The organism is Paenibacillus sp. FSL W8-0194 (assembly GCF_037969745.1).
Classification (GTDB): Bacteria; Bacillota; Bacilli; order Paenibacillales; family Paenibacillaceae; genus Paenibacillus_AQ; species Paenibacillus_AQ cookii.
The window spans coordinates 5,321,239-5,347,500 of record NZ_CP150205.1 but is presented as its reverse complement, the minus strand read 5'-3'; the positions used below and the strand labels follow the sequence as shown (position 1 = coordinate 5,347,500).

Here is a 26,262-nt window from a genome sequence, read left to right as displayed (position 1 = left end):
AAACTCCGAATGCCATAGACTGATTGACCGGGAGTCAGACAGTGAGTGCTAAGATCCATTGTCAAAAGGGAAACAGCCCAGACCATCAGCTAAGGTCCCCAAGTGTGTGTTAAGTGGGAAAGGATGTGGAGTTGCACAGACAACCAGGATGTTGGCTTAGAAGCAGCCACCATTTAAAGAGTGCGTAATAGCTCACTGGTCGAGTGACTCTGCGCCGAAAATGTAACGGGGCTAAACACACCACCGAAGCTATGGCTTGATGCTTTGCATCAGGGGTAGGGGAGCGTTGTATACAGCGTTGAAGGTGTACCGTAAGGAGCGCTGGAGCGTATACAAGTGAGAATGCCGGTATGAGTAACGAAAAGATCAGTGAGAATCTGATCCGCCGAAAGCCCAAGGTTTCCTGAGGAAGGCTCGTCCGCTCAGGGTAAGTCGGGACCTAAGGCGAGGCCGAAAGGCGTAGTCGAAGGACAACAGGTTGAAATTCCTGTACCACCGTAAACCGCTATGAGCAATGGGGTGACGCAGGAGGGTAGTGACGCAGACTGATGGATGTCTGTCCAAGCAGTGAGGCTGATGTGTAGGCAAATCCGCACATCGTAAGGCTAGGCTGTGACGGGGAGGGAAAATTATAGTACCGAAGGTCATGATCTCACACTGCCAAGAAAAGCCTCTAGCCAGGTGAAGGTGCCCGTACCGCAAACCGACACAGGTAGGCGAGAAGAGAATTCTAAGGCGCGCGGAAGAACTCTCGTTAAGGAACTCGGCAAAATGACCCCGTAACTTCGGGAGAAGGGGTGCCCCGGTAGTGTGAATAGCACGAGGGGGCCGCAGTGAAAAGGCCCAAGCGACTGTTTAGCAAAAACACAGGTCTGTGCGAAGCCGTAAGGCGAAGTATACGGGCTGACGCCTGCCCGGTGCTGGAAGGTTAAGGGGAGCGGTTAGGGAGTAATCCCGAAGCTGTGAACCGAAGCCCCAGTAAACGGCGGCCGTAACTATAACGGTCCTAAGGTAGCGAAATTCCTTGTCAGGTAAATTCTGACCCGCACGAATGGCGTAACGACTTGGGCGCTGTCTCAACGAGAGATCCGGTGAAATTTTAATACCTGTGAAGATGCAGGTTACCCGCGACAAGACGGAAAGACCCCATGGAGCTTTACTGCAGCTTGATATTGGATTTGGGTACGATCTGTACAGGATAGGTGGGAGCCTTTGAAACCTGAGCGCCAGCTTAGGTGGAGGCGACGTTGGGATACCACCCTGATCGTATCTAGGTTCTAACCTGGTACCGTAATCCGGTACGGGGACAGTGTCAGGCGGGCAGTTTGACTGGGGCGGTCGCCTCCTAAAGAGTAACGGAGGCGCCCCAAGGTTCCCTCAGAATGGTTGGAAATCATTCGAAGAGTGCAAAGGCAGAAGGGAGCTTGACTGCGAGACCTACAAGTCGAGCAGGGACGAAAGTCGGGCTTAGTGATCCGGTGGTACCGCATGGAAGGGCCATCGCTCAACGGATAAAAGCTACCCTGGGGATAACAGGCTTATCTCCCCCAAGAGTCCACATCGACGGGGAGGTTTGGCACCTCGATGTCGGCTCATCGCATCCTGGGGCTGAAGTAGGTCCCAAGGGTTGGGCTGTTCGCCCATTAAAGCGGTACGCGAGCTGGGTTCAGAACGTCGTGAGACAGTTCGGTCCCTATCTGTCGTGGGCGTAGGAAATTTGAGAGGAGCTGTCCTTAGTACGAGAGGACCGGGATGGACGTACCGCTGGTGCACCAGTTGTTCCGCCAGGAGCATGGCTGGGTAGCTACGTACGGACGGGATAAGCGCTGAAAGCATCTAAGCGTGAAGCCCCCCTCAAGATGAGATTTCCCAATTAGTAAGACCCCTTGAAGACGACGAGGTAGATAGGTTGGAGGTGGAAGTGCAGCAATGCATGGAGCTGACCAATACTAATCGGTCGAGGGCTTATCCTAAATGACCCACCAAAGTGAAGGGCAGCTTCGCAGCTGATTCCGAGTACTTTGGCGGGGCCCGGAACAAAAACCGGGAAATGCTACGGAGTATTTAAAACGCAAACGTTTCGTATCTAGTTTTCAGGTGATCAAAGCACTTGAATCGTTTGGTGGCGATAGCGGAGGGGTTCCACGCGTACCCATCCCGAACACGACCGTTAAGCCCTCCAGCGCCGATGGTACTTGGACCGAAGGGTCCTGGGAGAGTAGGACGCTGCCAAGCGAAGGACCACTGTTGATGAACAATCGACGGTGGTTTTTTTATTTGCTGTGGATAAAGAATCGCGATTAATGATTTCACAGTGGATAAGGCACCAATATTCCGGTTTTCACGCAGTTTTCATGCACATATTCCCGATTGCGCTGTGGATGATCCGTAACGCATTTCGGCCATCCACAGAAAAAGCGACAATATCGATCTTTTATTTTCATTTTGTGCACATACTTATCCCACTCGCACACACCCCATCTGCTTGTCCTTTAAATTTCGTCCACAAATTCACAAATTCATCCCCATCATTCACAGGTTTTGTTCTAATTTATGCTTAAAAGCCCCGCCGTCGTTTTTAGAATTCCTAATCTTGTGGGTAATTCATTGACTTTGCCAGGCCTGTTTGACATACTCGATGTGTAATCCACAGAAAGTCGCAATTGCTTTGTTGATTTATCGTTTTACGAATACATAGCGAGGTGAAACGGGATGGAGATCAGGACATTAAAACCGGAAGAATTCGATGCCGCGATAGAGCTGGGCGAATATGCCTTTCAATACCGGATGACCGCGGAGGCGAAGGAGAAAGCCAGGAAACGATTCAAGCCCGAAAATACATGGGGCATGTTTGATGAAGAGGGGCGTCTAAGCGCCAAGCTGGGTCTGCTCAACGTGGACATTTTCGTCAAAGGCAAAAAAATGCCGATGTCCGGGGTAGCCGGCGTGGCCACATGGCCCGAATACCGGAGGCAGGGTTTGGTGAAGCAGTTGCTTACCCATTCGCTGCAAGTGATGAACGAATCCGGAAAGCTGATCTCTATGCTGCATCCGTTTTCGTTTGCGTTTTACCGTAAATTCGGCTGGGAAATGTTCAGCGATTTTAAAAAATACGTCATTCCTACGGAAAAACTGCCCGCCAAACAAGTTACGGAGGGTACCGTTCGCCGCGGCGTGACGGATATCTCGGTTTTAAACCGTGTCTATGAAGCTTACGCCAGCCGTTACAACGGCATGATGGTTCGGGATGAAGACCGCTGGAAGCATGCCATCCTGAACGACGAAGAGGACCAAACGGCCGTATATTACGATTCAGCGGAAGAACCGCAAGGTTTCCTCTTATATAAAGTCCAGAAGCAAGAAATGCAGGTGTACGAGTTTATTTACCTGACGGAAGAAGCCAGACAGGCGTTATGGACGTTTATCGGCAATCACGATTCCATGATCAAACAAACCGTGCTCGATCAGATGCCGGTGGATGACGGTTTGACATACATGCTGGCGGATCCGCGAATCACGCAGGAAATCGTTCCGTTCGGGATGGCCCGGATCGTAAACGTTCCCGGCTTCATTGAGGCATATGCCTTCCAAAGCGACGGAAAGGAGCAGGCATGGACGGTTCAGATTCAGGACCCTTACGCCCCTTGGAACGAAGGAAAGTGGAAAATCGCGTTGTCTCCGGAAGGAACAGCAGCCGTAACGGCCGCAGATCCGGCGGAACCCGTACAGCTAAGCTTGGACATCCAGACGTTGACGGCGATGATGCTCGGTTACAAACGTCCCGGCGAGTTGTTGAACATGGGAAGGTTGGCGGGGGAGCCGGAAGCGGTCGCATACTTTGAACGGGTGATCCCCATTGGCCGAACCTTTTTGTTGGACTTTTTCTAAAATAATTCCGGGCCGCCGGATGCTTGACTCTCCTGCATGAATGCAGGGGAGTTTTTTATTCCCGAAATGAGGCACAAAAGCACGAAAACAAGGGACGGTTGCCTGTCTTTAAAGCAATTCGCACGAAATGCGATATTTTTGTACGCTTATAGGGATGGAATAAAGCAAAAAGGTCAAAAATGATAAAAGATGCTGGGAAAGGCAAAACGGCGTAACATACCGCTTGCGGAGCAATTTTACGGGCGCCCCTTGGCAAAATGCGAGAATGTGTTATAATATAGTCAAAGAAAGTCAAAGTCAATTATTGATCAAACATGCATATACTGTTGGAATCCTACAGTTTATGTATGATCCGAATGGTCTGAAGTTACACTAACCATGCGCTGCTGAAGACCCTGCCGGTCCGTTGCGGCTTGTGGGGTTACGGTTCGCATGACGGCTCTTTGGTTAATGTCCATAGTAAATACCGGGATCATCGGCCGCGAATATGGGGTAACTCGGCTTGGCTTTCTGCAAGCAATACGCGGATTTTGCGCGAAGTCCGGAACCGGGCGGAAGCAAAATCCTGAACCAAGTGGAGGATGAACGATGCGTAATATCTCTGATGTTATTGAACAATATCTGAAGAGTATTTTGCATGAGAGTCCCAACGGTTTGATCGAAATACAGCGTAATGATTTGGCGGACCATTTTTCTTGCGTGCCTTCCCAAATCAATTATGTCATAAGCACCCGCTTTACGCTGGAAAAAGGTTATCTCGTGGAAAGCAAGCGCGGAGGCGGCGGATACATCCGGATTCGGCGCATCGATCTTCCGCAATATTCGGCGCTTCATACTCATCTGCATCAGACGATTGGCGATACCATCGACCAGACGGTCGCGGAAGGGCTCATCTACCAGCTGGAGGAGGCCCGGGTTCTCACCAAACGTGAAGCGAACATGATGCGGGCGGCCGTTTCCAGGGAGGCTTTGATGGTCAAACTTCCGTACAGGGATGAATTACGTGCAAGATTGATGAAGGCGATGCTGATTTCTTTGTTAGGCAAATAAGTCTACAGGGAAAAGGAGGTACAGCAATATGTTATGCCAAGAATGCGGTAAAAGACCCGCGACGCTGCATTTCACCAAAATCGTAAACGGCGAAAAAAATGAATTTCACATTTGCGAAACTTGCGCAAGGGAAAGAGGAGAGATGCTTCCCGGCACCTCGGGAGGGTTCTCCATACACAGCTTGCTATCGGGGCTGCTCGATTTTGAAACCGCGGGCAAAGGGATGGCCAGCAGCGTCAAAACCCCCCAATCCCTGCGGTGCGAGGAATGCGGAATGACGTATACCCAGTTCAGCAAAATCGGCCGGTTCGGCTGCAGCTCCTGTTATAAATATTTTGGCGACCGCCTCGATCCTTTGTTCAAAAGGGTGCACGGGAACACCGTCCACGTCGGTAAAGTACCGAAAAGAAGCGGCAGCCGGATTCAATTGAAACGTCAAATCGACGATTTGAAGCTCGAGCTTCAGCGGCGTATCCAACAGGAGGAATTCGAGGAAGCCGCCCAGCTTCGGGATCGAATCAGAACGCTTGAAAAAGAAATGTCAGGACAGTAAAGTATTCGCTTAAGGAGGAATGCGTGATGCCCAATCTCCGGTTTACCGAGAAAGCGCTGAGCGAATGGATGCGGGGGACGGCAAGCGACTCCGACATCGTAATCAGCAGCCGGGTACGGATCGCACGGAACCTGCAGCACATGCCTTTTCCCCTTTTGGCCACGCGCCAGCAGTCGGAGGAAGTGCTCAATCGTCTGGCCCAAGTGGCGGAGACTCCGAATCTCAAGTCTTTAGGGACGTTTTATACCGTCAAGCTGGATGAAATCGAGCCGATCGACAAAAGGGTGCTGGTCGAAAAGCATTTGATCAGCCCAAGCCTCGCAAGCGAGTCCCAAAACGGAGCCGTCATGATCAGCGAGGACGAATCGGTCAGCATTATGATTAACGAAGAGGACCATCTTCGCATCCAATGTCTGTACCCGGGCTTCCAGGTCCGCGAAGCTTGGGAAAAAGCGACCGCCATCGACGACCTGTTCGAAGCCGAGGTGGATTACGCTTTTGACGATAAGCGCGGCTACCTGACCAGCTGTCCGACCAATGTGGGAACAGGACTCCGGGCATCGGTGATGATGCATCTGCCGGCCCTTGTGATGACGCAGCAGATTAACCGGATTTTGTCCGCGGTCTCGCAAGTCGGCCTGACCGTAAGAGGAATTTACGGGGAAGGCAGCGAAGCAATAGGTAACCTGTTTCAAATCTCCAACCAGATCACGCTCGGGCAAACCGAATACGAAATCATCGATAACCTGCACAGCGTCGTATTGCAGATCATCGAACACGAAAAAAACGCGCGGGCACGCCTCATGAACGATTCGCGACTGCGCATTACGGACCGGATCAAACGGTCTTACGGCATTTTGTCGTATGCGGAGGTCATGGATTCCAAGGAGGCCGGGCAGCGGTTATCGGACGTGCGTCTGGGGATTGACCTGGGGATCGTGCAAGGACCTTCCATTCCGGTGATGAACGAACTGAACGTCATGACGCAGCCGGGTTTTTTGCAAAAAAAATACGGCCACGACATGAACAGCGAGGAACGCGACATTTACCGGGCAAGGTTGATTCGCGAGACTCTGGCGAAAGCCTGAGCCCAAGTTTTAGACTAGAAGCAAACGAGAATTCGATGGAAACGAGAATGCAAAAATTCTTGAAATCATATTTCAAACTCATGGAGGTGCAGGAGAATGATGTTCGGAAGATTTACGGAACGCGCTCAGAAAGTGCTGGCACTCGCTCAGGAGGAAGCCGTCCGTTTAGGACACAACAACATCGGTACGGAGCATATTTTGCTTGGGCTGATTCGCGAGGGTGACGGCATTGCCGCGAAGGCATTGATCGGGCTAGGACTCGGACTCGAAAAAATCCAGGATGAAGTGGAAACGCTCATCGGCAGAGGTCAGGAGCAGCCGACCAATATCGCCTACACTCCGCGCGCCAAAAAAGTCATCGAGCTGTCCATGGACGAAGCCCGCAAGCTGGGACACACCTACGTGGGTACGGAGCATATCCTGCTCGGACTGATCCGCGAAGGGGAAGGCGTTGCGGCCCGCGTATTGAACAATTTGGGCATCAGCCTGAACAAAGCGCGCCAGCAAGTGCTGCAGCTGCTTGGCAGCAGCGAGGCCGTATCCAGCCACCACGGCTCCCAGGCCAACGTCAGCACGCCGACGCTGGATTCTCTGGCCCGTGACCTGACGGCCATTGCCAAAGAGGGCAACCTGGATCCGGTCATCGGACGGAGCAACGAAATCGAGCGCGTTATTCAAGTGCTCAGCCGCCGTACCAAGAACAACCCGGTACTGATCGGCGAGCCCGGGGTAGGTAAAACCGCGATCGCGGAAGGACTCGCCCAAAAAATCATCAACAACGAAATTCCGGAAACACTGCGCGACAAACGCGTCATGACCCTCGATATGGGTTCGGTCGTGGCCGGCACCAAATACCGCGGCGAATTCGAAGACCGCCTGAAAAAAATCATGGATGAAATCCGCCAAGCCGGCAATATCATCCTGTTCATCGACGAGCTGCATACGCTGATCGGCGCAGGCGGAGCGGAAGGCGCAATCGACGCCTCGAACATTCTGAAGCCGTCGCTGGCCCGCGGCGAGCTGCAATGCATCGGCGCCACGACGCTCGACGAATACCGGAAATACATCGAAAAAGATGCCGCCTTGGAACGCCGCTTCCAGCCGATTACGGTGGATCAGCCTTCCCCGGAAGAAGCGATCCAAATCCTGTTCGGCCTGCGCGACCGTTACGAAGCACATCACCGCGTGAAAATTACGGATGAAGCGATCGTGGAAGCCGTGAAGCTGTCCGACCGCTACATTTCCGACCGGTTCCTGCCGGATAAAGCGATCGACCTGATCGACGAGGCGGGTTCGAAAGTAAGGCTTCACACGTACACGATCCCGCCAAACCTGAAAGAGCTGGAAAGCCGTCTCGAAGACATCCGCAAGGAAAAGGATTCGGCGGTGCAAAGCCAGGAATTCGAAAAAGCGGCGGCGCTTCGCGATACCGAGCAAAAAATCCGCGAAGAGCTTGAAATCACCAAAAACCAATGGAAAGAAAAACAAGGCCGCACCGATTCCGAGGTAACGCCGGAGGATATCGCGCAAGTGGTATCCAGCTGGACCGGAATTCCGGTACGCAAGCTGAAGGAAGAAGAAACCGAACGCCTGCTGAACATGGAGAACATTCTCCATGAACGCGTCATCGGCCAGGAAGAGGCCGTCAAAGCAGTCAGCCGCGCCGTTCGCCGCTCCCGCGCCGGCCTGAAGGATCCGAAACGCCCGATCGGTTCGTTTATTTTCCTCGGTCCTACCGGCGTAGGTAAAACCGAGCTGGCACGCGCCCTTGCGGAAGCGATGTTCGGCGACGAAAATGCGGTCATCCGCATCGACATGTCCGAATACATGGAGAAACACTCCACGTCGAGACTGGTCGGAGCGCCTCCGGGATACGTCGGTTACGAGGAAGGCGGCCAGCTGACCGAGAAGGTTCGCCGCAAACCGTATTCCGTCGTGCTCCTCGACGAAATCGAAAAGGCGCATCCGGAAGTATTCAACATCCTGCTGCAGGTGCTTGAAGACGGACGCTTGACCGACTCCAAAGGCCGCGTGGTCGATTTCCGCAACACGCTGATCATTCTGACGTCCAACGTCGGGGCGGAAGCGATCAAACGGAACTCCACGCTCGGCTTTACGGCGGTCAACGATGCCGGCGCCGACTACAACAACATGAAAGACAAAGTCATGGGCGAGCTGAAGAAAAGCTTCCGTCCGGAGTTCCTGAACCGGATCGACGAAATCATCGTCTTCCATTCGCTGGAAGAGAAGCACATCGCCGAAATCGTTTCGCTGATGGCCGAAGAGCTCCGCAAACGGCTGCGCGAATACGACGTGGACTTTACGCTGACCGACAAGGCCAAAGCGTTCCTGGCGAAGGAAGGTTACGACCCTGCTTTCGGTGCCCGTCCGCTGCGCCGCGCGATTCAGAAGCATATCGAGGACCGTTTGTCCGAAGAGCTGCTGACCGGCAAGGTGGCCAAAGGCGATTCGCTGGTAATCGATGAGGAAAACGGCGAGTTGACGGTGAAAAAAGCGGATAACGTATCCGCAACGTCCGAAGCGTAATGAAAGCTACAGCTTAGTTTAATGAAAAGGATTGACCCGCTGCTGGTTTAGCGGCGGGCCAGTCCTTTTTTGCGTGATGGGATACTGATGGAAGGATGCAAGCCATAAAACGGTTTCTCTATTCTTTATGTAAACTTTTTTCAAATACTTTACGATAAAACTTAATAAATGGTAAAATTATAATAATGCCAATTTTCTGAGTGATCGACAAATTTAGACAAAATCCATTACCTCTAAGGAGAGATCATGGCTAAAACGAAAACGAAATTTTATTGCACGGAATGCGGCTATGAGGCTGCCAAATGGTATGGCAAATGTCCGGGTTGTCAAGCTTGGAATACCATGATCGAAGAAACCGAAAGCGTCATTAAAACGCAGGGAATGAATTCTCCGCTCTTTCATAGTAAAGAAAAGGCGCTTTCGATCATAAATATAGAAAGCAGCAATGAAGCGCGCGTGCATACCGGCATCGGCGAGCTGAACCGCGTGCTCGGCGGAGGGATCGTGCCGGGGTCGCTCATTTTGGTCGGCGGCGATCCGGGGATCGGGAAGTCGACGCTGCTGCTGCAAACCTCGCATGCGTTGACCGTGTCAGGCCTGCGCGTCCTGTATATCTCCGGGGAGGAATCGGTACGCCAGACCAAACTTCGCGCCGACCGGCTCGGAGCTTTGTCTCCGGAGCTGTACGTGCTTTGCGAAACGAACATGGATCTGATCGAGGAAGCGATCAACAGCATTCAACCGCAGTTTCTCGTGATCGACTCCATCCAGACCGTATACATTCCGGAAGTGACGAGCGCTCCGGGCAGCGTGGCCCAGGTCAGGGAGTGCACGGCCCGGTTCATGCGCGTAGCGAAAGGCATGGGCATTGCAACCGTTCTTGTCGGGCATGTTACGAAGGAAGGAGCCATCGCGGGTCCGCGACTGCTTGAACATATGGTGGACTGCGTGCTCTATTTTGAAGGTGAACGGCATCATACGTACCGTTTGCTGCGCGCGGTGAAGAACCGCTTCGGGTCCACGAACGAGATCGGCATTTTCGAAATGAACGAATCCGGACTGGTGGAAGTGGAGAATCCGTCCGAACTGTTTCTGTCCGAACGTCCGCTTGGTGTGGCCGGCTCGACGGTGGTGGCCAGCATGGAAGGAACCCGGCCGGTTTTGGTCGAGCTCCAGGCGCTTGTATCCGCCACGCATTTTCCGTCGCCGCGGCGGATGTGCACGGGCGTTGACCATCACCGGATGGGGCTCATTATCGCCGTGCTGGAGAAACGGATGGGCATGTTCCTCCAGAACCAGGACGCCTATTTGAATGTAGCCGGAGGCGTGAAGCTGGATGAACCGGCGGTCGATTTGGCGATTGCTGTCAGCATCGCCTCCAGCTTTCGAGATATTCCGACAAAACCGTATGACGTGATGTTCGGCGAAGTAGGCTTGACCGGCGAAGTCCGGGCCGTCTCGCGTGCCGAGCAGCGGGTAAGGGAAGCCGAGAAGCTCGGCTTCAAACGGATCATCATGCCGGAAAAAAGCTTGAAGGGGTGGAAGCACCCCAAAGGAATCGAAATCATTGGCATCAATACCGTGGCAGATGCGCTAGCGGTCGCGTTAGATTAGGGGGCATAAGAGATGAAGGAACCGAGCCAATTGGATAAAATGAATGACCTGCTCAAGCTGGTTGCACCAGGCACCCCGTTTCGGGACGGCCTGGAAAACGTGCTGCGAGCCAAAACCGGCGGGCTGCTTGTCGTCGGCTACAGTCCGGAAGTGATGGAGGTGGTCGACGGCGGTTTTTCGATCAACTGCGATTTTTCGCCGAACTACCTATACGAGCTTGCCAAGATGGACGGAGCGATCATTTTGAGCGAGGACCTGAAGCGGATTCTGTACGCCAATACCCAGCTGATTCCGGATTCCTCCATTTCCTCGACCGAAACGGGCATCCGCCACCGTACCGCGGAGCGCGTCGCCAAGCAGACCGGAAAGCTGGTCGTGTCGATTTCGCAACGCCGCAACATTATCACTTTATATCAAGGCACGCTTCGATATGCGCTGAAGGAAATCGGCGTTATTCTGACGAAGGCGAACCAGGCGCTGCAAACGCTGGAAAAATACCGGGCGGTGCTGAACCAGTCGCTTACCAACCTCTCGGCATCGGAATTCGAAGAGCTGGTGACGGTACCGGAGGTCGTCAATGTCATTCAGCGGGTCGAAATGGTGCTGCGCATCAAAATGGAGATCAAGCGCTATATCAATGAGCTGGGCAACGAAGGCCGGCTGATCAGCATGCAGATGGAAGAGCTCGTCAGCAACATGGAAGAGGAAGCATGGCTTCTGTACAAGGATTACGCCCGCGAAGACAACGACGACAAAATCCGCGAGATGATATCCGGACTGAAGCGGGCTACCGACGATGAACTGCTGGATATCCATTACGTCATGCGGCTTCTCGGTTATCCGATCTCGGCGGCGAATTCGGAGGAATCGATCGCTCCGCGCGGATACCGCATCCTGAACAAAATTCCGCGGCTGCCGAACGTCATCATCCATAATTTGGTCGAGCGTTTCGGCCGGCTTCCGCATATCATGATGGCAACCATCGAGGAATTGGATGAAGTGGATGGAATTGGCGAAGTCAGAGCCCGCAACATCAAGGAAGGTTTGAAGCGGTTGCAGGAGCAAGTGTTCATTGACAGACAAATTTAAATGCCATACAATCAAGTGATGATACGGGGGTACTAAAAAAATTCGAGGTGAAATAATGTTTACGAAATCAATTCCGAACATGTTTACGTTAGGTAACTTGTTTCTCGGAATGGTAGGAATTATGCTGGCCTTTGACAACAAATTCAGCTTGGCAGCCATCATGATCATTATTGCGATGCTTTGCGACGGATTGGACGGCCGGGTGGCCCGGGCGCTCAATGCACAAAGTGAATTCGGCAAGGAACTGGATTCTCTCTCGGATGTCATTTCTTTTGGAGTTGCACCCGCACTTATCATGTACGTTACTTCTTTTCATGGCATGCACCATGCGCTCATCTGGGCCGTGACGGCCATTTTCCCGATTTGCGGCGCTTTGCGCCTCGCAAGGTTTAACGTTCAATCCGGGATTCCGGGCTATTTCATTGGTTTGCCTATACCGGCTGCAGGTGGCGTTTTAGCCACGTTGTCGCTGTTCCATAAAGAAATTTCGGCTCCTTACATGATTTTTGCCATGTTGGTCCTGTCGTATTTGATGGTTAGCACGGTGAAGTATCCGAACTTCAAGAAAGTGGGGCTCCCGAAAAAAGCCGTGATGTACGCCCCCGTCGTGATCATCGCGGGAGTCGCCGTCGCCGTGATTTTTCCGGATCAGATATCCAAGCTTATTTTCGTTCCGCTGGTGCTGTATGCGGCCTACGGATTAAAGCAAAACGTGGAGAAGCTGACCCGCAGACGGAATCATGACCAATCGGCGGATCAAAACGTGTTTAACGATCATTCCTAGCCGGAAAAAATAAAAAGCATTTATTTCTCGCTGTCCGCAGCGGAAATAGATGCTTTTTTTGTTGCCGTTTATTCGAATGCGCGGATTTGCTTTCGTTCTATGACAGATTAAACAAGCCAAGCGTGGAGCATTTCTGGGACTCCTTCTGGACGACTTCATCCATGTTGATGCCGAGGAGGTTGCACAAGGCCGACATGTAAAAAATATTGCGTCCCAATTCGGCGCTGATGATTTCCTTGCAATTTTCGCATAACTCTCCGCGTACGTGAGTCCGGGCCACGTCTTTCGCTTCCTCCAGGCTCACTTCGGGTTCAAAGGACTGTTTGGTGGCGTGGAGTTCGATACAGCCGCAGTCCGTAACGGCCTTGGCAACAGCCCGGTTGACGGATGCGCTGCTTTGCCCGTTTTTGGACAAGACATCCAGCAGACTGCGGTGACGGAGCAACAATTCGGAAACCTGATCCTGAAAAGCCTGTAAACTTGGTGCGCTCATTTTTCCTTTTCACCTCTAGCTTAAGAATTGAGTTCATTATATGCCAGGCATTTGCCCATTTTCAACCAAAATCGAGACTCCTAACGAAAGGACCTTTTGCAGATCAAATAGAAAAATTTGGGTTGCGAAGGATTATGTGGGCCAAAATTGGACCATACTGCTAAGGAAATATGTATGACTGATACAATCAAGGAGGTGTGGGAACTTATGCTGAGAAAATTCATCGTGGCGTTTGCCGGTCTGTGCGGCGCTTGGACAGGTTATACCCTTCATCAATCAGCCGGATGGACGTTCCCGAGTTTAGGTATTGATCAATCCGTATGGGGCAGCTTGATGTTTGCAGGACTTGGAGCAATTTTATTTTTGTTGATAGGTTCCCTGTGCGCTCAGGCGCTCGCGGCACGCTTTCAAGCGATGATCCAGATGTTTGCGGGAATGCCGATGAATGAATTGGCGGCGGGAGCGGCCGGTTTGACGGGAGGTTTGCTGTTATCCCTGCTGATCTATCCGAGCCTTGCTTGGGCGGGAAAAGCGGGTGAGATTGCAGCCGTGGGGCTGACGTTGTTTTGCGGCTACATCGGATTCCGGGTCGGTTTGGACAAAAAAGACGAGCTGGCGACGCTGTGGACCTCGGGACGGTGGAGCAAGGGCGATGCGTACGAGGACCGGAAAATCGAAGAACATAAAATTTTGGACACCAGCGTCATTATCGACGGCCGCATCGCGGATATTTGCAAAACCGGGTTTATCGAAGGAACGATCGTGATTCCCGAGTTCGTGCTCGAAGAGCTGCAGCATATCGCGGATTCGTCGGATTTGCTCAAACGCAACCGCGGCCGCAGAGGGCTCGATATTTTGAACAAAATCCAGAAGGAGCTGGATGTTCGGGTCCTGATCTACGAAGGGGATTTCGAGGAAATTTCCGAAGTCGACAGCAAGCTGGTCAAGCTGGCCAAGGTCCTGCAGGGGAAAGTCGTCACCAACGATTTCAACCTGAACAAAGTGTGCGAGCTGCAGGGCGTGTCGGTGCTTAACATCAATGATCTGGCAAACGCCGTGAAGCCGGTCGTGCTGCCGGGAGAAGAGATCATGGTGCAGGTCATCAAGGACGGCAAAGAACACGGCCAAGGCGTGGCCTACCTGGATGACGGCACGATGATCGTGGTCGAGGGCGGGCGCGATTACATCGGCAGCATGATGGAAGTGCTGGTGACAAGCGTGCTTCAAACTTCGGCCGGACGGATGATCTTCGCCAAACCGAAACTGTTGGAAAAAGCCCAGTAAAAGGGGTATGATGGGGGTATACATTTTTTCTTACGGTGGTTGAGGAGGCAAATCTCGTTTTGGACAATCAAAATAGCGTGGGCGTCGTGGTGGTTTCCGCGGGCAAGGGTTCAAGAATGGGGACCCGCGAAAGCAAGCAGTACCTGCTACTGGACGACAAGCCCATCATGATCCATACATTGGAGGTCTTCGACCGGATGCCGCTGGTTCGGGAGATCGTCCTGGTGACCGGAGCGGAAGACATCGAACGATGCGCCGGGTGGATTGACCGGTACGGGCTTCGCAAAGTGGTGAAAATCGTGCCGGGCGGCAAGGAAAGACAGCAGTCCGTATATAACGGCTTGTTAGAGATCAGCACGGAATGGGTAATGGTTCATGACGGCGTCAGACCGTTTGTCGAACCGGAAAGAATCGAGGCATGCCATCAAAAAGCCCTGCTTACCGGGGCGGCGGTGCTGGCGGTTCCCGTGAAGGATACCATCAAGTGGGTGAGCGGTTCGGGAATGATCGAAGGAACCCCCGACCGCCGAAGTCTGTGGGCGATCCATACCCCACAGGCTTTTCGTCTTTCCGATTTGAAAAAAGCGCATGAGCTGGCCGAGGCCGACGGCTTCGTCGGCACGGACGATTCCATGCTCGTGGAACGAATGGGCATTCCCGTTGCGGTCGTCGAAGGCAGTTACACCAACATCAAAATCACGACGCCGGAAGATTTGGAGTATGCCGCATTCATGTTAAAACGCAGGGGAGAGAAGAATAGATGATACGAGTAGGACAAGGATTTGACGTGCATCAGCTGGTGGAAGGCAGGCCGTGCATCATCGGGGGCGTCACCATTCCTTACGAAAAAGGCTTGCTTGGCCATTCCGACGCGGACGTGCTTTTGCACGCGGTGACCGATGCGATTCTCGGCGCGCTGGGGCTTGGCGATATCGGCAAGCATTTTCCGGATACCGATCCGAAATTCAAGGACGCCGATAGTTTGAAGCTGCTGCTGCATGTATGGGAGATGGCTAAGGAGCGGGGATACCGCCTGGGGAACATCGATTCCACCATCATCGCGCAGAAGCCTAAAATGGCGCCGTACATCCCGCAGATGGCCGAAGTGATCGCCCGCGCCCTTGATGCGGACCTGGAACAGGTGAACGTCAAGGCGACGACGACCGAACAGCTCGGCTTCACCGGCAGAGGCGAAGGAATCGCGGCGCAATCGGTTGTCTGCCTTGTCAAAGATGTGCTATCATCTTGAAGGATTTGAGCGGCAGAAACGTAAGTAAACGGTTCATCGCCGGTTAGTTGAATAGTTAAGTGAAAGTAGCGAAGGGGATGGAATCGATTCTTTCGAAGCTGAAAGTTTTAAAAAAAAAGCTGCTTCGGAAACAGATGCTAGCGGTCGCCTAAAAGCTTTCCGAAGGAAAGCTGGCATCGAAAGCATAAGCTTTGTCTCCGAATTTCTACCTTGTTGGAATATAGATCAAGAAATTTGGAGACAACAGCGATCGGAAGATCGATCCGGGAGCCGTAGCGGCCAACTAGCACGTCTGAATTAGCGTTGGGCTAAGCAAACACAAAGTGGAGGGGATTTTCATGACTGATAAAGTTCGCGTACGGTACGCACCGAGTCCTACGGGACATTTACATATCGGAAACGCCAGAACGGCGCTGTTCAACTATTTGTATGCCCGCAATCAGGGCGGGGACTTCGTGATCCGGATCGAGGATACCGACGTCAAGCGTAACATCGCCGGGGGCGAAGAAAGCCAGCTGAAATATTTGAAATGGCTCGGCCTCGATTGGGACGAAAGCATCGATATCGGCGGGGAGTACGGACCTTACCGTCAGACCGAACGTCTCGACATCTACAACAAATACACGCAGGAGCTGCTGGACAGAGGGCTTGCTTACTACTGCTACTGCACGGAAGAAGAGCTTGAAAAGGAACGGGAAGAGCAGCTTGCGCGTGGCGAAACTCCCCGTTATTCCGGCAAACATCGTAATTTGACCGAGGAGCAGCGGAAAGCGTACGAAGCGGAAGGCCGCGTCGCAAGCATCCGTTTCCGCGTTCCCGAAAACAAAACGTATACGTTCGACGATATGGTCAAGGGAACGATTTCGTTTAATACCCAGGATACCGGCGACTTCGTCATCGTCAAAAAAGACGGCATTCCGACATACAACTACGCGGTCGTCATCGACGATCACCTGATGCAAATCAGCCACGTGCTTCGCGGGGAAGACCATATCTCCAACACGCCGCGGCAGCTGATGATTTATGAAGCGCTCGGCTGGGAGCCGCCGCGTTTCGGCCATATGACGCTGATCGTGAACGAACATCATAAAAAGCTCAGCAAACGGGACGAATCGATCATCCAGTTCATCGAGCAATACGACCAGCTCGGATATTTGCCCGAAGCGCTCGTCAACTTCATCGCCCTGCTCGGCTGGTCGCCCGAAGGGGAAGAGGAGATCTACAGCCTGGAGGAATTGATCAAAATCTTCAATCCGGACCGTCTGTCGAAAAGCCCGGCGGTGTTTGACCAAAACAAGCTGGCGCACCTCAACAACGCATACATTAAAAAAGCGGATCCGGAGCGTATTGCGCAGCTTGCGATTCCGCATTTGCAAAAAGCGAGCCGCCTTCCTGCCGAGCTTTCCGCCGAACAGGAAGCGTGGGCGAAAAAACTGGTTGCCCTGTACCAAGAGCAAATGGTCGCCGCTTCGGACATCGTCGAATTATCGGCCATGTTTTTCCGGACTCATCTGGAAGTGGACGCCGAAGCCCTGCCGATTTTGGGCGAGGAGCATGTGCCGACCGTGCTGAAAGCCTTGCTTGAAAAAATCGAAGCTTCCGCCGAATATTCGGCGCCGCAGATCGCAGCCATGATCAAAGAGGTGCAAAAGGAAACGGGCTTTAAAGGCAAACAGCTCTTTATGCCGATCCGCGTGGCGCTGACGGGCCAGATGCACGGGCGCGACCTGAACGAAACGATCTATTTGCTCGGCAAGGACCGGGTCATCGACCGGCTGAGATCGCAGATCAAGGGAGCTTGACCGGGAAGGCTGCGCCCAAATGCCGAAAACTTTCTTGTCAGCCCGATGTATTTTCGGATATAATAACTACCAAAATAAGATCTATAGAGCCTGTCTATAAGAACAGGCCGGATATTATAGACGAAGTGATCGAAAGAGCGATGAGCAGGAGAAGTACGCTTTAGCCTCAGGCATTTACCAGAGAGGATAACCTCATGGAGAATTTGCTTTCCATGCTGGCTGGAAGTTATCCATATGCCGGCTGCGGAAATGCGCCTGTGAGCTGCATGGATGAGCGGTTCCGTCCGGAGCCGTTAGACTATGCCGGAAGGTCCCCCGTTATCAGGGCAATTGAGTGGAATCCAGCCGTGCGCATCAGAAAGAGCGACGCGCCAATCAGGCCGGATTCAAGCAGAGTGGAACCGCGTATCATAACGCCTCTGCAGCGTAAGCTGCCGAGGCGTTTTTTGGTTTTCAGGCGAGCCGCTAAGGCGGCGGCAGCCTGCGCTTATGGGAGCGAAGGAAGAGAAGAGCACAAAGAGGGGAACGGACATGTTTAAAAGAATCAGATCGGATATCCAGACGGTATTTGAAAACGATCCGGCCGCCAGAAGCCTGTTCGAAGTGGTATTCACCTACTCGGGATTGCACGCCATCTGGGCTCACCGGATCGCGCACAAGCTGTACGCCCGCCGATGGTTCACCCTTGCCCGCGTCATTTCGCAGTTCAGCCGTTTCATGACGGGAATCGAAATCCACCCCGGCGCGAAAATCGGCAACAGGCTCTTTATCGACCACGGCATGGGCGTCGTGATTGGGGAAACCTGCGAAATCGGCGACGACGTCGTCATTTACCAGGGCGTAACGCTTGGCGGTACGGGGAAGGAGAAAGGCAAACGCCATCCGACGATCGGCAACAACGTCGTCATCGCTTCCGGCGCAAAGGTTCTGGGTTCTTTTAAGGTGGGCGACCAAAGCAACATTGGAGCCAACTCCGTCGTGCTCAAGGAAGTACCGCCGAACAGTACGGTCGTCGGCATCCCGGGCCGGATCGTGAAGCAGGACGGCCGCCGCGTCGACCGGCTCAGCCACCAGCTGCCCGACCCGATCGTCGATTCGCTTCGCAGCATGCAGCAGGAGATCGACCGGCTTCGCAGCGAACTGGAAAACCTGAAAGGCGAACGCGGCGAGCTGGTCCGCATCCATGCCGCGCGGGAACCGGAGCAGGGGGAATAAAGCCCGTTCCGGGCAAGGACGTTGCACGCGGGAGGCAGAATCCGACGCCGATGATTCGCCTGAATCGCGATTGGATAAGAAAGATAAGAAAAACCGAGGATTTTGGCTGAAAATCCCGAACGAAAGGAAAAGTGACTATGGCGCTTCAAATATATAATACGTTGACACGCTCCAAAGAAGAGTTTGTACCGATGGAACCGGGAAAGGTAAAAATGTATGTGTGCGGGCCGACCGTGTATGACTACATTCATATCGGCAACGCCCGTCCCATGATCTTTTTCGACGTGGTGCGCACGTACCTGGAGCAAATCGGCAACGAGGTCAATTACGTCGTCAACTTCACGGACGTGGACGACAAGCTGATCCGGAAGGCAGAGCAAATGGGCAGCACCGTGCCGGAGGTTGCCGATACGTTCATCAAGGCTTATTACGAGGATCTGGAAGGACTGGGCATCGAAAAGGCAACGGTCAATCCGCGAGTCACCGAAAACATGGCCAATATCATCGCTTTCATTCGGGAGCTGGAGGAGAAAGGCTTCGCATACGAAAAAGGCGGCGACGTCTTCTACCGTACGAACAAATTCCCGGATTACGGCAAGCTGTCGCACCAAAAGCTGGATGAACTTCAGTTCGGGATCCGGATCAACGTCGACGAGCGAAAGGAAAATCCGGAGGATTTCGTGCTTTGGAAAGCGGCGAAACCCGGCGAAATTTATTGGTCCAGCCCATGGGGAGACGGACGTCCGGGTTGGCATATCGAATGCTCGGCCATGGCCCGCCGCTACTTGGGGGACACCATCGACATCCACGGGGGCGGGCAGGATTTGCAATTCCCGCACCATGAATGCGAAGTGGCCCAATCCGAAGCGCTGACGGGCGAGCCGTTGGCGCGCTACTGGATGCATAACGGCTACATCAAAATCAACAACGAAAAAATGTCGAAATCGCTCGGCAACGGCATACTCGTCAAAGATTTGCGCAAGGAATTCAAAAAAGAAGCGATCCGATATTTCATGCTTTCGACGCATTACCGCAACCCGCTGAACTTCAACGCCGAAACGATGAATCAGGCGACGAACAGCGTGGAGCGCATCGCGAACGCCGTCTCCAACCTGAAGCACCGCCTGGAAACGGTGACGCCCGACGGGCATGGAGCGGTCCGCGAGGAGCTGAAGCAGAAGCTGGACGGCATTTTGAGTCAGTATTACGACAAAATGAACGACGACTTCAACACGCCGGATGCGATTACCTCGGTTTTCGAATGGGTCAACGAAACGAATTCGCTGTTGCAGGAGCCTGTCGTCAATCCGGAAGAGCTGAAGCTGATGCTGTCCGCCTTCGAACAATTGAACGCCGTGCTTCGCCTTTATGGCGGGGAAGACGCCGTGCTTTTGGATGAAGAAGTCGAACGATTGATCGCGGAGCGCGCGCAGGCCCGCAAGGATAAAAACTGGAGCCGTGCCGATGAAATCCGCGACCAGCTGGCGGCGCAGGGGATCGTGTTGGAGGATACGGCGCAAGGCATGCGCTGGCGGCGCAAATGAGCGGCCGGGACAATGCAGGGCTGCCGCCGGAAGCGGGGGATGAATGGAACGGCTGGTTCGAATACCCGCCTTCCAGGCAGCCCCGGCTGATTCCCCCGATCGTGCTTGCGTACATCGGGGATGCCATTTATGAAGTGGCGGTCAGGCAATACCTGATTTCCAAACGGAACCTGAAGCCGAACCAGCTTCACCACCAAGCGACCGGCATCGTGTCCGCGAAAGCGCAAAGCCGGATTCTGGCGGCGCTCGAGCCCGTCTTGACGGACGAGGAGAAGGACGTCGTCAGGCAAGGGCGCAACGCCAAATCCGGCAGCATCCCGAAAAACGCGAACGTGCTCGAATATCGTCATGCCACGGCGTTCGAGAGTTTGATCGGGTATTTGTATTACGCGCAGCGGCACGACCGGATGCGGGAGCTCATCGGCATGGGAATCGAATATATGCTGCAGCAGAGTCATATCAAATAAAGCTAGTGGAGGATATCATGGAGGAAGAAATTATCGGCGGAAAGCATTCGGTCATCGAAGCGCTGAAATCCGGCCGCACGATCAATAAAATCTGGGTTGCCGAAAATGCGCAAAAGCATTTGACGCAGCCGATCGTCATCGAGGCGAAAAAACTCGGCGTCGTCATCCAGCACGTAGACAAGCGCAAGCTCGACCAGCTGGCGCCGGGCGTTCAGCATCAAGGCGTCGTGGCCCAGGTCGCCCCTTACGCTTACGCCGAAGTGGAGGACATCTTGCAGGCTGCCGAACAGAAAGGGGAGCCGCCGTTCATTTTGCTTTTGGACGAAATCGAGGATCCGCATAACCTGGGATCGATCCTTCGTACGGCGGATTGCACCGGGGTGCACGGCGTCATCGTTCCGAAGCGCCGTTCGGCGCAGGTGACCGCCACCGTGTCCAAAACTTCGGCCGGAGCGGCCGAATACGTGCCGGTAGCCAGAGTCACCAACCTGGGGCAAACGATCGATGCTTTGAAGGAAAAAGGGATTTGGGTCGTAGGTACCGATGTGTCGGCCGCTGCGGGGATCTACGAAACGAATGTTTTCGACGGGCCCGTAGCCATCGTCATCGGCAACGAAGGCAAAGGCATGGGGCGGCTGATCCGGGAAAAATGCGACGTTCTGGTCAAGCTGCCGATGAACGGGCGGATCAACTCGCTGAACGCCTCCGTGGCCGCCGGCGTGGTTATGTACGAAGTATTGCGGCGCCGCACCCAAGGTTAGATCGGGATGGCGGATTTGCGGGACGTGCTCCTGGTGGACGGCTACAATATGATCGGTGCTTGGCCGTCTCTTGCGAAGCTGTCGCAAATCAGCATGCAGGAGGCGCGCGACAATCTGCTAAGCAAACTGGCCGATTACCAGGCTTTTACCGGCCGGAAGGTGATCGCCGTCTTTGATGCGTATCGGGTGCCGGGGCTTGGCAAAGCCTTTTCCCAGAGCAAAGTTCAGGTTTACTTCACGAAAGAGAAGGAAACTGCCGATGAATGCATAGAGCGGCTGGTCGGGGAGCTTAGCCTCCGCAGCCGCAAAATCTATGTGGCCACCAGCGACTTCATCGAGCAGCATGTCATCTTCGCGCGCGGCGCGCTGCGGCTTTCCGCCCGCGAACTGCTTATCGAAGTGGAAAACTGCGAAAAGGCGATTCAGCATCGGATTCAGCGCGAGCATGCGCCGAAGACGAGAAATACGCTGGACGGCAAGCTGAAACCGGAGCTTAGGGAGTTATTCGAGAAATGGCGCAGGGAATGACAGAAATTGGAACCTATTACAAATTTGCATCTCTTGACAATTTTGTTAGCGGCGTTCTTTTTTAGGTAATACGTGGTTGACGGTGTCAACTGCCATCATTTATACTGTTCGTATATTTCACAGAGTAACGGGTACCTTGCGTTGCAGCCGGGGGGATTCTTGGTGAGTGTAGACCTCAAAGAATTAACGTTGTCGGATTACGAGTACAAGTCGGATGAGGACGTCGTCGAATATTTTCGTGAAGGCGATAGCGAAGCGCTCGAGTTTTTGATTAACAAGTACCGGAATTTCGTGCGCGCCAAAGCCAGGTCTTACTTTCTGATCGGCGCCGACCGGGAGGATATCATTCAGGAAGGCATGATCGGATTATACAAATCGATCCGTGATTTTCGGGTGGACAAGCAGTCTTCGTTCAAGGCTTTCGCCGAGCTCTGCATCACGCGGCAGATTATTACGGCGATCAAGACGGCGACGAGACAGAAGCATATTCCACTGAATTCTTATGTCTCTTTGGACAAGCCGATTTACGATGAAGATTCCGACCGGACGCTCCTGGACGTCATTTGCGGTTCGCAGGTGTCGGACCCGGAGGAATTGATCATCAACCAGGAAGAGTTCGTGGGTCTGGAGGACAAGATGTCCGAGATTTTAAGCGACCTGGAACGCAAAGTGCTGATGCTGTATTTGGACGGCCGTTCCTATCAGGAGATTGCGGTCGACCTCAAGCGGCATGTGAAATCGATTGACAACGCCTTGCAGCGTGTCAAACGCAAATTGGAACGTTATTTGGAAGTTCGCGACAATTAGACGCTCGGTAACAAAAAGGCTCTTAACGGAGTCTTTTTTTCACAATTGGACATGACAAGGTTTAAGCGCCACAGGAATGAATCATAATGGTAAATGAATGCAGGCGGCTTTCAGTAGAGGAAAAAGGCTTGAAAACACTAGGGATGTAGCGATCCCGGCATGCCGGAAACAGGGCCATTCTTTCGTTGACACGGTTTCACCCTTATGATAAAGTGTTTTAGGTAGGCCTAAATTCGCGTGTTTTAATGGATGAGCAGGCAAAGACCGCAAGGTTTTTGTTTCTTATTCATTTCGCAAGAACGGTTTTTTCTTTTCAGCAATGAAGGGCTTGGGCTGTTCTGCTAGGGAAATATAGAGCCTTCTGAAAAGAAGGACGTCTTCGGGAGGTGCACAGCATGCGGGTAATTATCACTTTGGCTTGTACGAACTGCAAACAAAGAAACTACACAACTACCAAAAACAAGCGAAATCACCCCGACCGCATGGAGATGAAGAAATTTTGCAAGTTCTGTAACGAGCAAACTCCTCATCGCGAAACCAGATAGTTTTTTGGAGGTGTAGTCGGCGTGAAAAGTAGTTTCAAGTCTCTGTTTTCCTTTTTCTCTGAAAGCTGGGCGGAGCTCAAAAAAGTTCGCTGGCCTAATCGTAAAGAGCTGACGAATTATACTCTGATCGTCCTCGGCACCATTGTATTCGTCACGATTTATTTTTGGGTTCTGGATATCGGCATTTCCGCTGTGATCGAAGCGATTATTTAAGAAGGGTCCCGGGTGGCTTGATATGGAAACTATGGAAAAAAGATGGTACGTTGTTCATACCTATTCCGGGTATGAGAACAAGGTCAAGGCCAATTTGGAGAAACGCGTCGAGTCCATGGGCATGGAGGACAAGATATTCCGCGTTCTTGTTCCGATGGAAGAAGAAGTGGTAAACAAGGACGGCAAGAAAAAAACCGTCATGAGAAAAGTTTACCCGGGGTATGTCTTGGTTGAAATGATCCAAACCGACGACTCTTGGTATGTTGTCCGCAACACGCCGGGGGTGACGGGCTTCGTTGGTTCGACGGGGTCGGGTTCCAAACCTACGCCTTTGCTTCCGGAAGAAGTAGATCAAATTCTGAAGCATATGGGCATGGAAGAACCTAAACCAAAAATCGAATTCGACATTAAGGAATCCGTGCGGATCAAGGTTGGTCCATTTGCGAATTTTGTGGGCTCTGTAGAGGAAATTCTCGCCGACAAGAGCAAACTCAAAGTTCACGTCAACATGTTTGGACGGGAAACCCCGCTTGAGCTGGATTATACTCAGGTGGAGAAGATATAAATATTTTCTTCAGGTTTCTTGTGGGAGGGGCGCAAACGTCCCGTTAACCACTTTTGAAGGAGGTGTCTTACATGGCAAAAAAGGTAATCAAAATGGTAAAACTGCAAATTCCTGCAGGTAAAGCGAATCCGGCTCCGCCAGTAGGTCCTGCATTGGGTCAAGCAGGTGTCAACATCATGGCATTCTGTAAAGAATTCAACGCTCGTACCGCTGACCAAGCTGGTCTGATCATTCCGGTTGAAATCTCGGTATTTGAAGACCGTTCCTTTACGTTTATCACGAAAACTCCACCGGCTGCAGTTCTGCTTCGCGTAGCTGCAAAAATCGAGAAAGGTTCCGGCGAACCTAACAAGAAAAAGGTGGCAACGGTTAAACGCGACAAGGTTCGTGAAATCGCTGAAACAAAAATGCCTGACCTGAACGCTGCTTCCGTCGAAGCTGCTATGCGTATGGTCGAAGGTACTGCCCGCAGCATGGGTATCACGATCGAAGACTAATTTTATTTTCGGTTTTTCTGCGACAACCGGTCGATTGGGACCGGCATATGTGGGAGGAATTTCCGTTAAAACCACAAAGGAGGAACAAACATGGCGAAACATGGTAAGAAATATGTTGAAGCTGCCAAGCTGATTGACAGCGAAGCATTTTACGAGCCAGCAGAAGCCGTTGAGCTTGTGAAAAAGGCTGCGACTGCCAAATTCGACGAAACCGTTGAAGTTGCAGTTCGTTTGGGCGTAGACCCACGTAAACAAGACCAAGCCGTTCGCGGCGTCGTTGTCCTGCCTCACGGCACGGGTAAAACGCAGCGCGTATTGGTATTTGCGAAAGGTGACAAAGCGAAAGAAGCGGAAGCGGCTGGCGCGGATTATGTTGGCGATCAGGACATGATCAACAAAATCCAACAAGGCTGGTTCGAATTCGACGTCTGCGTAGCTACACCTGACATGATGAGCGAAGTCGGTAAACTGGGTCGTCTGCTCGGCGGTAAAGGCCTCATGCCTAACCCTAAAGCAGGCACGGTTACATTCGATGTTGCCAAAGCGGTTCAAGAGATCAAAGCGGGTAAAATCGAATACCGTCTGGATAAAGCAGGTCAAATTCACGCTCCGATCGGTAAAGTATCCTTTGATGCGGCGAAACTGAATGAGAACCTCAAAGCTCTCATCGACGCCCTCAACCGTGCTAAACCGGCAGCTGCGAAAGGCGTTTATCTGAAAGGGATCGCAGTATCCTCGACGATGGGCCCAAGCGCTCGCGTGAACACAGCTTCTTTCAGATAAGAAATTAACGTTGACTTCCGTCGCGTTATCTGATAATCTGTAAAAGTTGTTGTGAAAGAACTGACCATTAAAGTTGAATATGCTTACCGTAGACAGTAGGTGCCCCGCAAGGCTTAATTTCCTACCGAGGTGTTGTGATAGAATGAGGATGGTTGCTCCTGACGTTCGTGTGGACAATCATCATTTATCAGGCCTTCGTGATTCTACGGAGGCTTTTTACATGCCTAGAATCATTAGGAACGGGAAGCAAGTCAGACTTTTCATCCAAACGATTGCAGTACATGTTCCGGCCGTTTAGGTGCCGGACAGCGAAACTTTCAGGAGGTGTGAACATTGGCAAACGCAAAAGTGATTCAAGCGAAACAAGAAGCAGTGGAAGCAATCACGGCTAAGCTGCGCGAAAGCGCATCTACCGTTGTTGCCGACTACCGTGGATTGAACGTTGCCCAAGTGACCGAACTGCGTAAGCAGCTTCGCGAAGCCGGCATCGAATTCCAGGTTCTGAAAAACTCATTGCTGCGTCGCGCTACCGCTGCTGCCGAGCTGACAGAACTGGACGAAGTATTGACCGGTCCTACAGCGATTGCATTCAGTGGTGAAGATGCCGTAGCTCCAGCGAAAATCCTTAACGATTTTGCTAAGAAAAACGATGCATTGAAATTGAAAGGTGGCGTGGTCGAAGGCCGTGTCGTCGGCGTTGACCAAGTCAAAGCGCTGGCAGAACTGCCATCCCGCGAAGGTCTCCTTTCCATGCTCCTCAGCGTGCTTCAAGCTCCTGTGCGCAACTTCGCGCTTGCAGTTAAAGCCGTTGCAGAGAAAGAAGAACAAGGCGCGTAAGCACCTGTTCCTCGATGCAGTATTGAAAGACAAACACAAAAACTTTAATTATAAAATGG

General features: G+C 52.6%; 25 protein-coding genes, 2 rRNA genes and 1 other annotated feature (1 of these 28 only partly in view). Of the genes, 26 read left to right on the top strand and 1 reads right to left on the bottom strand.

Features of this window, described 5'->3' with window-relative positions; all coding sequences use genetic code 11:
- From MKY58_RS24830 to pssA, 10 genes are all read left to right on the top strand, one after another.
- Positions 1-1,973: ribosomal RNA gene (locus MKY58_RS24830) — 23S ribosomal RNA — on the top strand; it begins 956 nt to the left of the window's first position.
- Positions 1,974-2,118: 145 nt separating this feature from the next.
- Positions 2,119-2,235: ribosomal RNA gene (rrf, locus tag MKY58_RS24825) — 5S ribosomal RNA — on the top strand.
- 477 nt (positions 2,236-2,712) lie between these two features.
- On the top strand, positions 2,713-3,888 hold the full coding sequence (locus tag MKY58_RS24820; protein WP_339322494.1) for a GNAT family N-acetyltransferase: 1,176 nt from the start codon (positions 2,713-2,715) through the stop codon (positions 3,886-3,888).
- Between the two features lie 588 nt (positions 3,889-4,476).
- Entirely contained in the window at positions 4,477-4,938 is a 462-nt protein-coding gene (locus tag MKY58_RS24815; RefSeq protein WP_339322493.1) for a CtsR family transcriptional regulator, read from the top strand.
- 28 nt (positions 4,939-4,966) lie between these two features.
- Positions 4,967-5,491: a UvrB/UvrC motif-containing protein gene (locus tag MKY58_RS24810; protein WP_339322492.1), complete on the top strand. Its 525-nt coding sequence runs from the start codon at positions 4,967-4,969 to the stop codon at positions 5,489-5,491.
- Between the two features lie 26 nt (positions 5,492-5,517).
- Entirely contained in the window at positions 5,518-6,579 is a 1,062-nt protein-coding gene (locus MKY58_RS24805) for a protein arginine kinase (protein ID WP_339322491.1), read from the top strand.
- Positions 6,580-6,675: 96 nt separating this feature from the next.
- Positions 6,676-9,126, top strand: coding sequence for an ATP-dependent protease ATP-binding subunit ClpC (gene clpC / locus MKY58_RS24800; protein WP_212952139.1), 2,451 nt, complete (start codon positions 6,676-6,678; stop codon positions 9,124-9,126).
- Positions 9,127-9,372: 246 nt separating this feature from the next.
- Positions 9,373-10,740 (top strand): DNA repair protein RadA, encoded by a 1,368-nt coding sequence (gene radA / locus MKY58_RS24795; protein ID WP_212952138.1) that lies wholly within the window; start codon positions 9,373-9,375, stop codon positions 10,738-10,740.
- Positions 10,741-10,752: 12 nt separating this feature from the next.
- Positions 10,753-11,829, top strand: a complete 1,077-nt coding sequence (gene disA, locus MKY58_RS24790; RefSeq protein WP_036712509.1) for a DNA integrity scanning diadenylate cyclase DisA — start codon at positions 10,753-10,755, stop codon at positions 11,827-11,829.
- Positions 11,830-11,884: 55 nt separating this feature from the next.
- Entirely contained in the window at positions 11,885-12,613 is a 729-nt protein-coding gene (gene pssA, locus MKY58_RS24785) for a CDP-diacylglycerol--serine O-phosphatidyltransferase (protein WP_036712512.1), read from the top strand.
- A gap of 97 nt (positions 12,614-12,710) precedes the next feature.
- Here the strand turns inward: pssA and MKY58_RS24780 are convergent, their stop codons facing one another.
- Entirely contained in the window at positions 12,711-13,106 is a 396-nt protein-coding gene (locus MKY58_RS24780; protein ID WP_212952137.1) for a DUF1573 domain-containing protein, read from the bottom strand.
- 207 nt (positions 13,107-13,313) lie between these two features.
- Between MKY58_RS24780 and MKY58_RS24775 the strand changes: the two genes are divergently transcribed.
- The 16 genes from MKY58_RS24775 to rplJ all read left to right on the top strand — a co-directional run bounded on the left by MKY58_RS24775 (position 13,314) and on the right by rplJ (position 26,203).
- The gene (locus MKY58_RS24775) at positions 13,314-14,390 is read left to right on the top strand and encodes a PIN/TRAM domain-containing protein (protein WP_339322490.1); all 1,077 of its coding nucleotides are present in this window, start codon (positions 13,314-13,316) and stop codon (positions 14,388-14,390) included.
- A 59-nt stretch (positions 14,391-14,449) separates the two neighbouring features.
- Positions 14,450-15,154 carry a 2-C-methyl-D-erythritol 4-phosphate cytidylyltransferase gene (ispD, locus tag MKY58_RS24770; RefSeq protein WP_339322489.1) on the top strand — a complete coding sequence of 235 codons (705 nt, stop codon included), beginning with the start codon at positions 14,450-14,452 and terminating at the stop codon, positions 15,152-15,154.
- Positions 15,151-15,639: a 2-C-methyl-D-erythritol 2,4-cyclodiphosphate synthase gene (ispF, locus tag MKY58_RS24765; RefSeq protein WP_212952135.1), complete on the top strand. Its 489-nt coding sequence runs from the start codon at positions 15,151-15,153 to the stop codon at positions 15,637-15,639. Before ispD ends, ispF begins: the two co-directional genes overlap by 4 nt.
- 338 nt (positions 15,640-15,977) lie before the next feature.
- Positions 15,978-17,441 (top strand): glutamate--tRNA ligase, encoded by a 1,464-nt coding sequence (gene gltX, locus MKY58_RS24760; protein WP_339322488.1) that lies wholly within the window; start codon positions 15,978-15,980, stop codon positions 17,439-17,441.
- Between the two features lie 489 nt (positions 17,442-17,930).
- Positions 17,931-18,656, top strand: a complete 726-nt coding sequence (gene cysE, locus MKY58_RS24755) for a serine O-acetyltransferase (protein WP_339322487.1) — start codon at positions 17,931-17,933, stop codon at positions 18,654-18,656.
- Between the two features lie 137 nt (positions 18,657-18,793).
- Positions 18,794-20,200, top strand: coding sequence for a cysteine--tRNA ligase (gene cysS, locus MKY58_RS24750; protein ID WP_339322486.1), 1,407 nt, complete (start codon positions 18,794-18,796; stop codon positions 20,198-20,200).
- Entirely contained in the window at positions 20,197-20,667 is a 471-nt protein-coding gene (locus tag MKY58_RS24745) for a ribonuclease III domain-containing protein (RefSeq protein ID WP_052147138.1), read from the top strand. Before cysS ends, MKY58_RS24745 begins: the two co-directional genes overlap by 4 nt.
- 17 nt (positions 20,668-20,684) lie before the next feature.
- Positions 20,685-21,428 carry a 23S rRNA (guanosine(2251)-2'-O)-methyltransferase RlmB gene (gene rlmB / locus MKY58_RS24740; RefSeq protein WP_339322485.1) on the top strand — a complete coding sequence of 248 codons (744 nt, stop codon included), beginning with the start codon at positions 20,685-20,687 and terminating at the stop codon, positions 21,426-21,428.
- Positions 21,429-21,434: 6 nt separating this feature from the next.
- Positions 21,435-21,956 (top strand): NYN domain-containing protein, encoded by a 522-nt coding sequence (locus tag MKY58_RS24735; RefSeq protein WP_036712528.1) that lies wholly within the window; start codon positions 21,435-21,437, stop codon positions 21,954-21,956.
- A 162-nt stretch (positions 21,957-22,118) separates the two neighbouring features.
- Entirely contained in the window at positions 22,119-22,763 is a 645-nt protein-coding gene (sigH, locus tag MKY58_RS24730; RefSeq protein ID WP_036712530.1) for an RNA polymerase sporulation sigma factor SigH, read from the top strand.
- Positions 22,764-23,158: 395 nt separating this feature from the next.
- Positions 23,159-23,308, top strand: a complete 150-nt coding sequence (gene rpmG / locus MKY58_RS24725) for a 50S ribosomal protein L33 (RefSeq protein ID WP_076176720.1) — start codon at positions 23,159-23,161, stop codon at positions 23,306-23,308.
- A 21-nt stretch (positions 23,309-23,329) separates the two neighbouring features.
- Positions 23,330-23,521 carry a preprotein translocase subunit SecE gene (secE, locus tag MKY58_RS24720; protein ID WP_036712533.1) on the top strand — a complete coding sequence of 64 codons (192 nt, stop codon included), beginning with the start codon at positions 23,330-23,332 and terminating at the stop codon, positions 23,519-23,521.
- A gap of 31 nt (positions 23,522-23,552) precedes the next feature.
- Complete coding sequence (gene nusG, locus MKY58_RS24715; protein WP_036712536.1) at positions 23,553-24,086, top strand: transcription termination/antitermination protein NusG; 534 nt, start codon at positions 23,553-23,555, stop codon at positions 24,084-24,086.
- Positions 24,087-24,157: 71 nt separating this feature from the next.
- Positions 24,158-24,583, top strand: coding sequence for a 50S ribosomal protein L11 (gene rplK, locus MKY58_RS24710; protein ID WP_036712539.1), 426 nt, complete (start codon positions 24,158-24,160; stop codon positions 24,581-24,583).
- A gap of 90 nt (positions 24,584-24,673) precedes the next feature.
- Positions 24,674-25,366, top strand: coding sequence for a 50S ribosomal protein L1 (rplA, locus tag MKY58_RS24705; protein WP_160045365.1), 693 nt, complete (start codon positions 24,674-24,676; stop codon positions 25,364-25,366).
- A gap of 68 nt (positions 25,367-25,434) precedes the next feature.
- Positions 25,435-25,594: a sequence feature (ribosomal protein L10 leader region), on the top strand.
- Between the two features lie 105 nt (positions 25,595-25,699).
- Complete coding sequence (gene rplJ / locus MKY58_RS24700; protein ID WP_212952131.1) at positions 25,700-26,203, top strand: 50S ribosomal protein L10; 504 nt, start codon at positions 25,700-25,702, stop codon at positions 26,201-26,203.
- The last annotated feature ends 59 nt before the right edge of the window (positions 26,204-26,262 follow it).

Coding starts and splice junctions, on each gene's coding strand:
- MKY58_RS24820 (WP_339322494.1), top strand. CDS start 2,713: ATGGAGATCAGGACATTAAAACCGGAAGAATTCGATGCCGCGATAGAG.
- MKY58_RS24815 (WP_339322493.1), top strand. CDS start 4,477: ATGCGTAATATCTCTGATGTTATTGAACAATATCTGAAGAGTATTTTG.
- MKY58_RS24810 (WP_339322492.1), top strand. CDS start 4,967: ATGTTATGCCAAGAATGCGGTAAAAGACCCGCGACGCTGCATTTCACC.
- MKY58_RS24805 (WP_339322491.1), top strand. CDS start 5,518: ATGCCCAATCTCCGGTTTACCGAGAAAGCGCTGAGCGAATGGATGCGG.
- clpC (WP_212952139.1), top strand. CDS start 6,676: ATGATGTTCGGAAGATTTACGGAACGCGCTCAGAAAGTGCTGGCACTC.
- radA (WP_212952138.1), top strand. CDS start 9,373: ATGGCTAAAACGAAAACGAAATTTTATTGCACGGAATGCGGCTATGAG.
- disA (WP_036712509.1), top strand. CDS start 10,753: ATGAAGGAACCGAGCCAATTGGATAAAATGAATGACCTGCTCAAGCTG.
- pssA (WP_036712512.1), top strand. CDS start 11,885: ATGTTTACGAAATCAATTCCGAACATGTTTACGTTAGGTAACTTGTTT.
- MKY58_RS24780 (WP_212952137.1), bottom strand. CDS start 13,106: ATGAGCGCACCAAGTTTACAGGCTTTTCAGGATCAGGTTTCCGAATTG.
- MKY58_RS24775 (WP_339322490.1), top strand. CDS start 13,314: ATGCTGAGAAAATTCATCGTGGCGTTTGCCGGTCTGTGCGGCGCTTGG.
- ispF (WP_212952135.1), top strand. CDS start 15,151: ATGATACGAGTAGGACAAGGATTTGACGTGCATCAGCTGGTGGAAGGC.
- gltX (WP_339322488.1), top strand. CDS start 15,978: ATGACTGATAAAGTTCGCGTACGGTACGCACCGAGTCCTACGGGACAT.
- cysE (WP_339322487.1), top strand. CDS start 17,931: ATGGGAGCGAAGGAAGAGAAGAGCACAAAGAGGGGAACGGACATGTTT.
- cysS (WP_339322486.1), top strand. CDS start 18,794: ATGGCGCTTCAAATATATAATACGTTGACACGCTCCAAAGAAGAGTTT.
- MKY58_RS24745 (WP_052147138.1), top strand. CDS start 20,197: ATGAGCGGCCGGGACAATGCAGGGCTGCCGCCGGAAGCGGGGGATGAA.
- rlmB (WP_339322485.1), top strand. CDS start 20,685: ATGGAGGAAGAAATTATCGGCGGAAAGCATTCGGTCATCGAAGCGCTG.
- MKY58_RS24735 (WP_036712528.1), top strand. CDS start 21,435: ATGGCGGATTTGCGGGACGTGCTCCTGGTGGACGGCTACAATATGATC.
- rpmG (WP_076176720.1), top strand. CDS start 23,159: ATGCGGGTAATTATCACTTTGGCTTGTACGAACTGCAAACAAAGAAAC.
- nusG (WP_036712536.1), top strand. CDS start 23,553: ATGGAAAAAAGATGGTACGTTGTTCATACCTATTCCGGGTATGAGAAC.
- rplK (WP_036712539.1), top strand. CDS start 24,158: ATGGCAAAAAAGGTAATCAAAATGGTAAAACTGCAAATTCCTGCAGGT.
- rplA (WP_160045365.1), top strand. CDS start 24,674: ATGGCGAAACATGGTAAGAAATATGTTGAAGCTGCCAAGCTGATTGAC.